Here is a 12,896-nt window from a genome sequence, read left to right as displayed (position 1 = left end):
GCGGCGCCCGGATTCGGGTGCCGCCCCATCGTGGTTGCGCTGACACATGCCCTCAAGCTCCCCCAAGCTCTCGGCTGCGCCCGAGCACGGGGAACCCCCATGCCGGGCTGGTTGCTGCTAGCCGAGCGCCTTGCCGGGCAGTTCCACCTTCGCGCCCAGCTCCACGAGCTTCTCCATGAAGTTCTCGTAGCCCCGGTTGATCAGGTCGATGCCGTGGACGCGGGACGTGCCCTGGGCCGCCAGGGCCGCGATCAGATACGAGAAGCCGCCGCGGAGGTCGGGGATGACCAGGTCGGCGCCCTGGAGCTTCGTCGGGCCCGAAACCACCGCGGAGTGGAGGAAGTTGCGCTGGCCGAAGCGGCAGTCGGAGCCGCCGAGGCACTCACGGTAGAGCTGGATGTGGGCGCCCATCTGGTTCAGGGCCGAGGTGAAGCCGAGACGGGACTCGTAGACCGTCTCGTGGACGATCGACAGGCCCGTGGCCTGCGTCAGGGCGACCACCAGCGGCTGCTGCCAGTCCGTCTGGAAGCCGGGGTGCACGTCCGTCTCCAGCGCGATGGACTTCAGCTGGCCGCCGGGGTGCCAGAAGCGGATGCCCTCGTCGTCGATCTCGAAGGCGCCGCCCACCTTGCGGTAGGTGTTCAGGAACGTCATCATCGAGCGCTGCTGCGCGCCGCGGACGTAGATGTTGCCCTCGGTCGCCAGCGCCGCCGACGCCCAGGACGCGGCCTCCAGGCGGTCCGAGAGCGCGCGGTGGGTGTAGCCGCCCAGCTTCTCCACACCGGTGATGCGGATCGTGCGGTCGGTGTCCATCGCGATGATCGCGCCCATCTTCTGCAGCACGCAGATGAGGTCCTCGATCTCGGGCTCCACGGCCGCGTTGGACAACTCGGTGACGCCCTCGGCCATGACGGCCGTCAGCAGCACCTGCTCGGTCGCGCCGACGGACGGGTACGGCAGCCGGATCTTCGTGCCGCGCAGTCCCTTGGGTGCCTCCAGGTACTGGCCGTCCGCGCGCTTCTCGATGGTCGCACCGAACTGCCGCAGCACGTCGAAGTGGAAGTCGATCGGCCGGCCGCCGATGTCGCAGCCGCCGAGACCCGGGATGAACGCGTGGCCCAGGCGGTGCAGCAGCGGGCCGCAGAAGAGGATCGGGATGCGCGACGAGCCCGCGTGGGCATCGATGTCGGCGACGTTCGCGCTCTCGACGTACGTCGGGTCGAGCACCAGCTCACCCGGCTCCTCGCCCGGACGGACCGTCACACCGTGCAGTTGCAGCAGCCCGCGTACGACGCGCACGTCGCGGATGTCGGGAACATTGCGCAGCCGGCTCGGCGCACTGCCCAGCAGAGCGGCGACCATGGCCTTCGGTACGAGGTTCTTCGCACCGCGGACACGGATTTCGCCCTCGAGCGGGGTGCCGCCGTGGACAAGGAGGACATCGTCGTTGACGGTCATGAATCTCGCGTTCCGTGGAGTTGGGCAGGGGCCGAAGACGTAAGCGTAATGGCCGCGTACCCCGGTTCTGTAAGCCCAAGTGCCTCCCAGCAACGTCATAGCTTTGCCACAACACGAACCGTATGGAACCGGACGCACCGGGTTACCGCCGGGCCCGTGTGTCCGCCGTGTATCCGTACGCTCTTCCGTCTCCTGCCGCCACCCTTGACCGAGGCCTTACCAGGGCACCTGTCCCCTTCATGGCCGCATTCACCCGCGTACCCCGATTGCCTCCCCATTCGGGGGCGAGATGCGGGATCATGTCTGGCATGACCGAGGTGTCCTCGCTCACAGGGCGGCTGCTCGTGGCCACACCCGCCCTGGCGGACCCGAACTTCGACCGCGCTGTGGTGCTGCTCCTCGACCACGACGAGGAGGGCTCGCTCGGTGTGGTCCTCAACCGCCCCACGCCCGTGGACGTGGGCGACATCCTGGAGGGCTGGGCGGACCTCGCGGGCGAGCCCGGTGTCGTCTTCCAGGGCGGACCGGTGTCGCTGGACTCGGCGCTCGGTGTCGCGGTGATCCCGGGCGGCGCCTCCGGAGAGGGCGCCCCGCTCGGCTGGCGCCGGGTTCACGGGGCGATCGGCCTGGTCGACCTGGAGGCCCCGCCGGAACTGCTCGCCAGGGCGCTCGGCTCCTTGCGCATCTTCGCGGGGTACGCGGGGTGGGGGCCGGGCCAGCTGGAGGACGAGCTGGTGGAGGGGGCGTGGTACGTCGTCGAGTCGGAGCCCGGCGATGTGTCGTCCCCGGCGCCGGAGAGGCTGTGGCGGGAGGTGCTGCGGCGTCAGCGCAGCGAGCTGGCGATGGTGGCCACGTATCCGGACGACCCTACGCTCAACTGATGCGTGTGAGTCTTCAGTACCCTAGGCGGTATGAGCACTCTTGAGCCCGAGCGCGGTACTGGTACGGGGACCCTCGTAGAGCCGACGCCGCAGGTGTCGCACGGCGACGGCGACCACGAGCGCTTCGCCCACTACGTCCAGAAGGACAAGATCATGGCGAGCGCTCTCGACGGCACGCCCGTCGTGGCGCTGTGCGGCAAGGTGTGGGTACCGGGCCGCGACCCGAAGAAGTACCCCGTCTGCCCGATGTGCAAGGAGATCTACGACTCCATGGGCAGCGGCGGCGACGAGGGCGGCAAGGACAAGTAACGGTCTGCTTCTCTTCTGAGACCTGCGAGGCCCTCAGGCGTGTTTCGGCATGCTTCGGGGGCCTTTGCCGTGGTCTGTCGTTGCAGGGAGTGCGTCGGCCGGTCACAGAGTGGTGGAGACCTCTTGTCGGCGTGTTCATGTAGTCCATAGGCTCCCGAAGTGTTGTACAGGGCGAAACCGTCATTGCGTATGCTGCAACGCTCGGGAGGGCCGCTCCATGAAGCCGTCCGCTCGGCTCCCAAGTTCCGAGGAGTCGAGCCGAAGTTCCGAAGAACCAGGCCGAGTTGATCGAAGCCGCTTGCGGAATCCATACCGTGGCCCTGGATGCTCCTCCCTCCCCGGAATCCTTCCGGCGCGTCTTCGGGTGGCGGGAATTCGGCCGTTGCTTTCTCAACGGCCTTCTCCTGGCGGGCTGTGCGGTCATCGCCTCGGTGCTGATCGCGTTTCTCGCGGCGATGGCCGCGACCCGATTCCGCTTCCGTTCCCGGACCCCTTGTTGATCATGTTTCCGCCGGCCGGCATCGCCTTCTCGCCGCCCTTCGCGATGTTCCTCTCCCTTCATCTCGGTACTCGGTAAAGGACTGACGTGATGGAACTGATTCCGGCGCCACGGCACATCACTTGGAACGCCCCCGGCCACGGGAGCCTGGACGAGGAGACGCGGCTGGAGGCGCGGCCCGGCACCGAGGGCGTCGCGCGCTGGCTGCGAGCGACGGTCGGCGCGGCAACGGGCCTGCCCCTCGCGGAAAGCGGTGACTCCGAGAACCGCATCGTGCTGAGCATCGAGCCCGACCTGCCCTCCGAGGGCTACCGCGTCGTCATCGACGGCCCTGCGCGCCGCATTCAGGGCGGCAGCGCGGCCGGCGTCTTCTGGGGCGCGCAGACCTTCCGGCAACTGCTCGGTCCCGACGCCTTCCGACGGGCTCCGGTACGCCCGGGCCAGGGCTGGGACCTCCCGGAAGTCACCGTCGAGGACAGCCCTCGCTTCCCCTGGCGCGGCTTCCTGCTCGACGTCGGCCGGCACTTCACGCCCAAGGACGGCGTCCTGCGCTACCTCGATCTGATGGCCGCCCACAAGCTCAACGTCTTCCACTTCCACCTCACCGACGACCAGGGCTGGCGCCTGGAGATCAAGCGGTACCCGAGGCTCACCGAGGTCGGATCGTGGCGGGCGCGCACGAAATTCGGCCACCGGGCCTCGCCGTTGTGGGAGGAGAAGCCGCACGGCGGTTTCTACACGCAGGACGACATCCGCGAGATCGTCGCGTACGCGGCCGAGCGGCATATCACCGTCGTCCCCGAGATCGACGTCCCCGGGCACAGCCAGGCGGCCATCGCCGCGTATCCGGAACTCGGCAACTCCGACGTCATCGACACGACCTCCCTCACGGTCTGGGACAGCTGGGGCGTCAACGAAAACGTACTCGCCCCCACCGACAACACCCTGCGGTTCTACGAGGGGGTGTTCGAGGAAGTCCTGGAACTGTTCCCCGCGGACGCCGCCAAGTTCTCGGCGTTCGTCCATATCGGCGGCGACGAGTGCCCCAAGGACCAGTGGCGGCGGTCCCCGACCGCACAGGCACGCATCAAGGAGCTCGGGCTCGCCGACGAGGACGAACTCCAGTCGTGGTTCGTCCGGCACTTCGACACCTGGCTCACCGCGCGCGGCCGCCGGCTCATCGGCTGGGACGAGATCCTGGAGGGCGGCCTCGCCGAGGGGGCCGCGGTGTCCTCCTGGCGCGGGTACGCGGGCGGCATCACGGCCGCGCGGGCCGGGCACGACGTCGTGATGTGCCCGCAGCAGCAGGTGTACCTGGACTACCGTCAGGACGCGGGCGAGGACGAGCCGGTGCCCATCGCGTACGTGCGCACCCTGGAGGACGTCTACCGCTTCGAGCCGGTTCCACCGCAGCTCACCGAGGACCAGGCGCGGCACGTGCTCGGCACCCAGGCCAACCTGTGGACCGAGGTGACGGAGGATCACGCGCGCATGGACTACCAGGCCTTCCCCCGGCTCGCGGCCTTCGCCGAGGTCGCCTGGAGCGCCCTGCCCGCCCCCGAGGACCGCGACTACGCGGACTTCGAGCGGCGGATGGCCGCGCACTACCGGCGGCTCGACGCCCTGGGAGTCGCCTACCGGCCGCCCACGGGACCGCGCCCGTGGCAGCGGCGACCCGGTGTGCTCGGACGCCCGATCGAGGGTGCGCCCCCGAACGTGTGAGGCGGTTCCCGGGGTGCGCGCGAGAGGCCCAACTCCCTGGAAACGTGACCTCACATGCGAAAAGCCGCGCAAGAGGCACCGAAGGGCGGCAATTCGCCCTCAGTGGTGATGTCGCGGCAAAACGGACCATCTCCCTGGTGAGGGGGGCGAATGCCTCCTAGCGGACCCCCGCGTCGGGGTCCTGGGAAGATGTGCCAGAGTTGCCACGTCCGCCCTGTCAGCACGTACCGTACGGCAACACAGGTGGGACCAGGGGGCAGCGGGAAGGGGCAGCCGGTTTGACCACGCAGGCACCGCAGGCGGCGCAGGCCGTGACCCTGCCCGCCTCGCTGGACGAGGCAGTGGCGGCGCTCGCCGCCCTGCCGGCCGCCGTCCCGGTGGCGGGCGGCACCGACCTCATGACCACGGTCAACTCCGGGCAGCTGCGGCCCGCCGCGCTGGTCGGTCTCGGCCGCATCAGCGAGATCCGCGGCTGGCAGTACCAGGACGGCCACGCGCTGCTGGGCGCCGGCCTCACCCTCGCGCGCATGGGGCGTCCCGACTTCGCGGCCCTCATCCCCGCCCTCGCGGCGGCGGCGCGGGCCGCAGGCCCGCCGCACATCCGCAACGCGGGCACCCTGGGCGGCAACATCGCCTCGGCGGCGCCCACCGGGGACGCGCTGCCGGTGCTGGCCGCCCTGGAGGCCACGCTGATCATCGCCGGACCGGGCGGAGCCCGCCGGGAGATCCCGGTCTCGCACCTGCTCGCCGGCGTGGAGATGCTGCGCGCCGGTGAACTCATCGGCTACGTGCGCGTACCGCTGCTGCACGCCCCCCAGGTCTTCCTGAAGGTGACCGGACGCACCGGTCCGGGGCGCGCGATCGCGTCCGTGGCGCTCGTCCTCGACCCGGCCCGGCGCGGGGTGCGCTGCGCGGTCGGCGCCATCGCGCCGATGCCGCTGCGCCCCCTGGAGGCCGAGCAGTGGGTCGCCCAGCTCATCGACTGGGACAACAACCGCGCGATCGTCCCGGAGGCGCTCGCCGCCTTCGGCGAGTACGTCGCCGCGGCCTGCATCCCGGACCCGGCACCGGCGGAGGACGGCACCGTACAGCCGCTTCCGCCCGCTGTACTGCACCTGCGGCGCACCGTCGCCGCGCTGGCCCGACGAGCACTGGGGAGGGCACTGTCGTGACCGACGACCAGCACCGGGAGGGCACCCCGCAGGGGGTCACCCACGGCTCCTGGGAGCGGCTGCCACAAGGGGACTACGACGACGGCGCGACCGCCTTCGTCCAACTCCCCGAGGGGGGTATCGACGCCCTCCTCGCCTCCGTCGACAGCCCGCTGGCCGCGCCGGGCCACGGCTATGTGCCCCCGACGTTCACCCCGGCCCCGGACCCGGGCACCGACCCCGCGGCCGGCGCCACCTGGGCCGCGCCCGCCGAGAGCGTCCAGTGGCCCGACCCGGACACCGCGTCCGGGGACGGGACCGGCGACCGGTTCGCGTACAACCCCGGCGCGACCGGGCAGTGGACCTTCGAGGAGGCCGCGGCCGCGCAGGAGGCGCCCGCGCCCGGGCACGACGTCACCGGACAGTGGTCGATCCCCGTGGCGGGCGGCGATCTTCCCGACGAATCGGGCGAGTTCAGCACATCGTCACTCGTCGAACAGTGGGGCGGCACCCCGCCCCCGACCCTGCCGGGCGGCGCGCCCGCGCCCTGGGCGACGGAGGCGGCCGGACAGCCGTGGTCGGACCGGGAGACCGCCGCGGAAGCGCCCGCCGAGGTGCCTGGAGAGCCGTCCGACGGGCCGTACGAGGACAGCAGGGCGGGAGGTGCTCCGGAGGCGCCCGAGGCCGTCCAGGAGCCGTCTGAGCCCGTCGAGGCACCGGACGCGGCCAGGGCGCAGGAACCCGAACCGGCCGTCGGCACCGCACCGGCCGCAGTCGAACCCGAGCCGACGGCGGAGGCCGACGCCGCGGAGCCGCCGCCCGAGCAGGCCCCGGAGTCCGAGCCCGCGCCCGAGCCCGCGCCCGCGCTCGACGAACACCCCCTCGTCTCGTACGTCCTGCGGGTGAACGGCGCGGAGCGGCCCGTCACCGAGGCCTGGATCGGCGAATCGCTGCTGTACGTGCTGCGCGAGCGGCTCGGTCTCGCCGGCGCCAAGGACGGCTGCTCGCAGGGCGAGTGCGGCGCCTGCAACGTTCAGGTCGACGGACGGCTCGTCGCGTCCTGCCTGGTGCCCGCAGTCACCGCGGCGAGCAGCGAGGTGCGTACGGTCGAGGGCCTCGCCGTCGACGGACAGCCCTCGGACGTGCAGCGCGCGCTCGCCAGGTGCGGCGCCGTGCAGTGCGGTTTCTGCGTCCCCGGCATGGCGATGACCGTCCACGACCTCCTGGAGGGCAACCCCGCGCCCACCGAACTGGAGGCCCGTCAGGCCCTGTGCGGCAACCTGTGCCGCTGCTCCGGCTACCGCGGGGTCCTCGACGCGGTGCGCGAGGTCGTCGCCGAGCGCCAGGCGCACACGGAGGCCGAGTCGGCGGCGAAGGAAGCCGACGAGGCCCGTATCCCGCACCAGGCGGGCCCCGGGGCGGGCGGCGTCCACCCCTCCGCGTTCGAGGCCTTCGAGAACACAGCCCCGACCGAGCACCCGTACGGCCAGGACGGAGGCCAGGCGTGAGCAACGAAGCCGCCACCGAGACCACAGCGGCGGCCGCACCCGACGCCCCCGAGCCGCTGCCGCACGGCCTGGGCGCCTCCCTGCCGTCCACCGACGCCCGCGCCAAGACCGAGGGAACCTTCCCGTACGCGGCCGACCTGTGGGCCGAGGGCCTGCTGTGGGCCGCCGTGCTGCGCTCGCCGCACCCGCACGCGCGCATCCTGTCGATCGACACCAGCCACGCGCGCGAGATGCCCGGCGTGCGGGCCGTCGTCACCCACGAGGACGTGCCCGCCGACGCCCTCCTCGGCCGCGGCACGGCCGACCGCCCGGTGTTCGCCTCCGAGGTCGTGCGCCACCACGGGGAGCCCATCGCGGCCGTCGCCGCCGACCACCCCGACACCGCGCGCATGGCCGCCGCCGCCGTCATCGTCGAGTACGAAGTACTCGACCCCGTGACCGACCCGGAACAGGCCTTCGAGGCCGAACCGCTGCACCCCGACGGCAACCTGATCCGCCACATCCCGCTGCGCCACGGCGACCCGGACGCGGCCGGCGAGGTAGTCGTCGAGGGCCTGTACCGCATCGGCCGCCAGGACCCCGCCCCGATCGGCGCGGAGGCAGGGCTCGCCGTGCCCCGGCCCGACGGCGGGGTCGAGCTGTACGTCGCCTCCACCGACCCGCACACCGACCGCGACCGGGCCGCCGCCGTCTACGGCCTCGAACCCGAGCGCGTGAAGGTCGTCGTCACCGGGGTGCCCGGCGCCACCGCCGACCGCGAGGACCAGGGCTTCCAGATCCCGCTCGGGCTGCTCGCCCTGAAGACCGCGTGCCCGGTCAAACTGACCGCGACGCGCGAAGAGTCCTTCCTGGGGCATGTGCACCGCCACCCCACCCTCCTGCGCTACCGCCACCACGCGGACGCCGAGGGCAACCTGGTGAAGGTCGAGGCGCAGATCCTGCTGGACGCGGGCGCGTACGCGGACACTTCCGCGGAGGCCCTGGCCGCTGCCGTCTCCTTCGCCTGCGGCCCCTACGTCGTCCCGAACGCCTTCATCGAGGGCTGGGCCGTGCGCACCAACAACCCGCCGTCGGGCCATGTGCGAGGCGAGGGCGCGATGCAGGTGTGCGCGGCGTACGAGGCCCAGATGGACAAGCTCGCCAAGAAACTCGGCCTCGACCCGGCGGAGCTGCGGCTGCGCAATGTGATGGCGACGGGCGACATCCTGCCCACGGGCCAGACGGTGACCTGCCCCGCGCCGGTCGCCGAACTGCTCCAGGCCGTACGGGACCATCCGCTGCCCGCGCTCCCCAAGGACACCCCCGAGGACGAGTGGCTGCTGCCCGGCGGCCCCGAGGGCGCCGGCGAACCGGGTGCCGTGCGCCGCGGTGTCGGCTACGGCCTCGGCATGGTCCACATGCTGGGCGCGGAGGGCGCGGACGAGGTCTCCACGGCCACCGTGAAGGTCCAGGACGGCGTGGCGACGGTCCTGTGCGCGGCCGTCGAGACCGGCCAGGGCTTCACCACGCTGGCCCGGCAGATCGTCCAGGAGACGCTCGGCATCGACGAGGTGCACGTGGCACCCGTCGACACCGACCAGCCGCCGGCCGGCGCGGGCAGCCGGGGCCGCCACACCTGGGTGTCGGGCGGCGCGGTGGAACGTGCCGCCAAAATGGTCCGCACGCAACTGCTGCAACCCCTCGCGCACAAGTTCGGTATGTCCACCGAGCTGCTCCAGATCACCGACGGCAAGATCACCTCCTACGACGGTGTGCTGTCCACCACGGTCACCGAGGCGATGGACGGCAAGGAACTGTGGGCCACGGCCCAGTGCCGCCCGCACCCGACGGAGCCGCTGGACGAGACGGGCCAGGGCGACGCCTTCGTGGGGCTCGCGTTCTGCGCGATCCGCGCGGTGGTGGACGTGGACATCGAGATCGGCTCGGTACGGGTCGTGGAACTGGCGCTGGCCCAGGACGTCGGCCGGGTGCTGAACCCGGCACAGCTTGCCGCGCGCGTGGAGGCGGGCGTCACCCAGGGCGTGGGTATCGCGCTCACGGAGAACCTGCGCACGGCGCGCGGCCTGGTCCGCCACCCCGACCTGACGGGCTACTCCCTGCCCACGGCCCTGGACGCCCCCGACATCAAGATCGTCAAGCTGGTCGAGGAGCGGGACGTGGTCGCGCCCTTCGGAGCGAAGGCGGTCAGCGCGGTGCCCGTGGTGACGTCCCCGGCGGCGATCGCCTCCGCGGTGCGCGCGGCGACGGGCCGTCCGGTCAACCGCCTGCCGATCCGTCCGCAGGCGGCGGTGGTGACGACACAGTGAGCGAGAACGCCCCGACCCCCGAGGAGCCCCGTTACGAACCGCCGCCCAGCGTCGGCAAGTTGCTGGTGTGGATCCTGGCCTTCGTACTGGCCGCGGTCGTGGTCGTGCTGGGCGGTGTGTACTTCACGTAGTGCGGGGGCCGGTGGGCGGGAGCTCGGGCAACAGGAGGGCCGTCGGGCAGGAGGGGCGTCATGCGGGGGGTCGTCCTGATCACCGGCGTGATGGCCGCCGGCAAGTCGACGGTCGCCCAGGCACTGGCGGAGCGCCTGCCGCGGGCGGCGCACGTCCGCGGTGACGTCTTCCGGCGGATGATCGTCTCCGGCCGCGAGGAGTACGAGCCCGGGGCGGGCGGTGAGGCGTCGGCCCAACTCCGGCTGCGGTACCGGCTGTCGGCGGCTACGGCGGACGCTTACGCCCACGCCGGATTCGCGGCGGTCGCGCAGGATGTGGTGCTGGGCCCGGACCTCGCGGAGTACGTCGGTCTCGTCCGCGCCCGCCCCCTGCACGTCGTCGTCCTCGCTCCGCGGCCCGAGGCTGTCGCGGGGCGCGAGGCCGGGCGGGCGAAGACCGGGTACGGGACGTGGACGGTCGGGGACCTGGACGGGGCGCTGCGGGACGGGACCCCGCGGATCGGGCTGTGGCTGGAGACCTCCGAGCTGACGGTTGAGGAAACGGTGGACGCGATCCTGGCCGGGCGGGAGCGGGCGCGGGTGGGATGAGGACCCGGGAGCGTGGAGCGGCGGACGCGGCCGGGGCAGGACGCGGGATTTCCGGGGCGTGGGCGCGTCGGGGCCACGCTTTTCGGGCGTTGTCAGTGGCGCGGCGTAAGGTTCTTGGCGTTGGGGAGAGCCGCTCGGCGGCAGGGGGTCACCTGCTCCGGGGCGCTCTGGGGATGAAGTACACGGGGGAAGCAATGGGCATGACCGAGACCGGTGGCGTGATCACGTTGACCGAGACGGATTTGGATCCATTCGTGACGCACGCGGAGACGCGGCGCCTGCTGACGGGACCCGGACTGCCGTCCGACAGCGCCCTGTTGGGGTTCGGGGCACTGCGGGGGCGGTCCGGGCTGCGGCGGATCGCCGAGCTGGTCGACGACGCGGAGAAGCTCGCCGAGGAGCTGCGCGACCAGTTGGTCATAGGGGCGCTGCGCTCCTTCGACCGCGACCTGGAGTCCCTCGTGCTGAACGGCGCCACGGGCGAGGTCTTCACGACGTACGTCCACCCGCGCCACCCGGGCCTGATGGACCTCTCGCCGCTGGCCCCCTCCCTGGGCGCGCTGCTGCGGTTCGCGGCGGCGACGGACGAACTGACCGCGTCCCGCGGCCGCTTCGCGCATCCGGCATACGGCCCGAAGGCGGTGACGGCGGCGTCGGAGCTGCTGGCGTCGGTGTTCGCGGCGGACGCCGGGGAGGACCTGGCGCCGTACTGGCGGATGGCCGCGCTGATCCGCCCCCTGGCCCGGATCGCACGCCCCGGCGCCGGCCTCGCGCTCGACCTGCCGCCGCGGCTGCTGGACGAGGCGTTCGGCTCCGCCGCGATCGTGCGCTTCGAGGACGTCGACTTCCCCGGCACGCTCACCCACGGGCCGACCCGCCGCTTCCTGAGCGAGGTGGGCCTCCCGGAGAACGGCTACTGGTACGAACTGGACACGGACGTGCCGCTGCCGACGCTGACCGAGTACTACGCGGACGAGGACGTGTTCACGGCGGACGAACTCCCCGAAGGGGCGGACCGTCTCATACGCCTCGGCCACCTGCTGGAGGACACCAGCCTGGTCGTCGACGGCGCCACGGGAGCGATCCTGTGCTGGAGCGAGCCCGACGCGATCCTGCGCCCGCTCAACGCGGACATCTCCACCCTGGCGTTCACGGTCTGGCTGGTGCACCGCGAGAAGTCGCTCGACCAGGAGCACGACCTGACGGACGTGTACGAGCAGCTGGCCGCCACGATGGCCGAGACGCTCGCCATGGTCGACCCCATCGCCTGCGACCCCACCCCGAGGACGGGGCAGGACGACGGCTGGCGCTACTGGCCGGAGGCCTTCGAGGACCAGGCGGGCGGGGGGCTGTACGCTTGACTTGCTCTCCCTCCTGAAGGAGGCAGACATGCCCACGAACCGGGACCAGCCCGCATCATGCACGCTCTTGGCCAGCCGGGTGCGCGCCAGTCCGCAGACCGCCAGGTCCTCCACCGCGACCGCTTGATTCTCGCGGATCAGCCGGGTGGAGAGCTGGTGGTGGAACTCGCGGTGCGCGTCAGCTACCTGCGCGTGGGCGCGGGCGACCTTCAGGCGGGCCTTCTCACGGTTCTTCGATCCCTTCTGCTTGCGGGACAATTCCCGCTGGGCCTTCTTCAGTTTCTTCTCGGCCCGGCGCAGGAACCGCGGGGAGTCGATCTTCGTGCCGTCGGACAGGACGGCGAAGTGGGTCAGGCCCAGGTCGATGCCGAGGGCACTGTCGGGGTCCGGCTCGCTGAAGCGGGTCCGGTCCTGCTCGGGGTCGGTGTCGATGACGAAGGAGGCGAAGTATCGCCCGGCCGCGTCCTTGATGACCGTGACGCTGGAGGGGATCGAGGGAAGAGCCCGCGACCAGCGCACTTTCACCTCGCCGATCTTCGGCAGCAGCAGCCTCCCGGCCTCGGTGATCTTCCAGCGCGCGTTCGCGGTGAACCGGACCGACTGCCTTTCGTCCTTGCGGGACTTGAAGTGGGGCGCCCCTACCCGCGCCCCGTTGCGGGCTCCCTTCAGGGAGGCGAAGAAGTTCCGGTAGGCGCTCTCCGCGTCCCGCAGTGACTGCTGCAGCACCACCGCCGACACCTCAGCCAGCCAGTGCCGCTCGCGGGTCTTCTTCGCCTCGGTGACCAGCGTCCTCGACAGCACGGCCGCGGTGGGGAACGCCTCCCCTGCCGCCCGCGCCCGCTCCCGCGCCGTGATCGCGTCGTTGTACACCACCCGCGCGCACCCGAACGCCCTGGCCAGCGCGTTGCGCTGACCCGGTGTCGGGTCGAGTCGGAAGGCATACCGAAGCTGCACGATCCGGACGCTAACACCAGCCACTGAC

At 71.9% G+C, this 12,896-nt stretch carries 10 protein-coding genes and 2 pseudogenes; 10 read left to right on the top strand and 2 right to left on the bottom strand.

Annotated elements, in window-relative coordinates; translation table 11 throughout:
* Positions 1 to 117: 117 nt before the first annotated feature.
* Positions 118 to 1,458: a UDP-N-acetylglucosamine 1-carboxyvinyltransferase gene (gene murA, locus Q2K21_RS31230; protein ID WP_310777792.1), complete on the bottom strand. Its 1,341-nt coding sequence runs from the start codon at positions 1,456 to 1,458 to the stop codon at positions 118 to 120.
* A 308-nt stretch (positions 1,459 to 1,766) separates the two neighbouring features.
* Between murA and Q2K21_RS31225 the strand changes: the two genes are divergently transcribed.
* From Q2K21_RS31225 to Q2K21_RS31180, 10 genes and pseudogenes are all read left to right on the top strand, one after another.
* On the top strand, positions 1,767 to 2,339 hold the full coding sequence (locus tag Q2K21_RS31225; protein ID WP_310777789.1) for a YqgE/AlgH family protein: 573 nt from the start codon (positions 1,767 to 1,769) through the stop codon (positions 2,337 to 2,339).
* A gap of 30 nt (positions 2,340 to 2,369) precedes the next feature.
* Positions 2,370 to 2,648 (top strand): DUF3039 domain-containing protein, encoded by a 279-nt coding sequence (locus tag Q2K21_RS31220; protein WP_310777786.1) that lies wholly within the window; start codon positions 2,370 to 2,372, stop codon positions 2,646 to 2,648.
* A gap of 332 nt (positions 2,649 to 2,980) precedes the next feature.
* Positions 2,981 to 3,139 (top strand): annotated as a pseudogene (locus Q2K21_RS31215) (carbohydrate ABC transporter permease); the annotation flags it as partial.
* Between the two features lie 98 nt (positions 3,140 to 3,237).
* Positions 3,238 to 4,869: a beta-N-acetylhexosaminidase gene (locus Q2K21_RS31210; RefSeq protein WP_310777783.1), complete on the top strand. Its 1,632-nt coding sequence runs from the start codon at positions 3,238 to 3,240 to the stop codon at positions 4,867 to 4,869.
* A gap of 278 nt (positions 4,870 to 5,147) precedes the next feature.
* Entirely contained in the window at positions 5,148 to 6,041 is an 894-nt protein-coding gene (locus Q2K21_RS31205) for an FAD binding domain-containing protein (protein WP_310777781.1), read from the top strand.
* Positions 6,038 to 7,528, top strand: coding sequence for a 2Fe-2S iron-sulfur cluster-binding protein (locus tag Q2K21_RS31200; RefSeq protein WP_310777778.1), 1,491 nt, complete (start codon positions 6,038 to 6,040; stop codon positions 7,526 to 7,528). The genes Q2K21_RS31205 and Q2K21_RS31200 overlap by 4 nt, the downstream gene beginning before the upstream one ends.
* A complete protein-coding gene (locus Q2K21_RS31195) occupies positions 7,525 to 9,834 on the top strand; it encodes a xanthine dehydrogenase family protein molybdopterin-binding subunit (protein WP_310777775.1) in 2,310 nt (769 codons plus the stop codon). Before Q2K21_RS31200 ends, Q2K21_RS31195 begins: the two co-directional genes overlap by 4 nt.
* Positions 9,831 to 9,965 (top strand): hypothetical protein, encoded by a 135-nt coding sequence (locus tag Q2K21_RS31190; protein ID WP_310777772.1) that lies wholly within the window; start codon positions 9,831 to 9,833, stop codon positions 9,963 to 9,965. Before Q2K21_RS31195 ends, Q2K21_RS31190 begins: the two co-directional genes overlap by 4 nt.
* Before the next feature lie 60 nt (positions 9,966 to 10,025).
* Entirely contained in the window at positions 10,026 to 10,553 is a 528-nt protein-coding gene (locus Q2K21_RS31185) for an AAA family ATPase (RefSeq protein WP_310777770.1), read from the top strand.
* A 194-nt stretch (positions 10,554 to 10,747) separates the two neighbouring features.
* On the top strand, positions 10,748 to 11,914 hold the full coding sequence (locus tag Q2K21_RS31180) for an SUKH-4 family immunity protein (RefSeq protein WP_310781341.1): 1,167 nt from the start codon (positions 10,748 to 10,750) through the stop codon (positions 11,912 to 11,914).
* A 27-nt stretch (positions 11,915 to 11,941) separates the two neighbouring features.
* Here the strand turns inward: Q2K21_RS31180 and Q2K21_RS31175 are convergent.
* Positions 11,942 to 12,868 (bottom strand): annotated as a pseudogene (locus tag Q2K21_RS31175) (RNA-guided endonuclease InsQ/TnpB family protein); the annotation flags it as partial.
* Between the last annotated feature and the right edge of the window lie 28 nt (positions 12,869 to 12,896).

This window comes from Streptomyces sp. CGMCC 4.7035 (assembly GCF_031583065.1).
Taxonomy (GTDB): Bacteria; Actinomycetota; Actinomycetes; order Streptomycetales; family Streptomycetaceae; genus Streptomyces; species Streptomyces yaanensis.
This window is presented reverse-complemented; position numbering and strand designations above follow the sequence as displayed.

Excerpts from the sequence above, each read along its gene's own strand:
- murA (WP_310777792.1), bottom strand. The coding sequence starts at position 1,458 with ATGACCGTCAACGACGATGTCCTCCTTGTCCACGGCGGCACCCCGCTC.
- Q2K21_RS31225 (WP_310777789.1), top strand. The coding sequence starts at position 1,767 with ATGACCGAGGTGTCCTCGCTCACAGGGCGGCTGCTCGTGGCCACACCC.
- Q2K21_RS31220 (WP_310777786.1), top strand. The coding sequence starts at position 2,370 with ATGAGCACTCTTGAGCCCGAGCGCGGTACTGGTACGGGGACCCTCGTA.
- Q2K21_RS31210 (WP_310777783.1), top strand. The coding sequence starts at position 3,238 with ATGGAACTGATTCCGGCGCCACGGCACATCACTTGGAACGCCCCCGGC.
- Q2K21_RS31185 (WP_310777770.1), top strand. The coding sequence starts at position 10,026 with ATGCGGGGGGTCGTCCTGATCACCGGCGTGATGGCCGCCGGCAAGTCG.
- Q2K21_RS31180 (WP_310781341.1), top strand. The coding sequence starts at position 10,748 with ATGGGCATGACCGAGACCGGTGGCGTGATCACGTTGACCGAGACGGAT.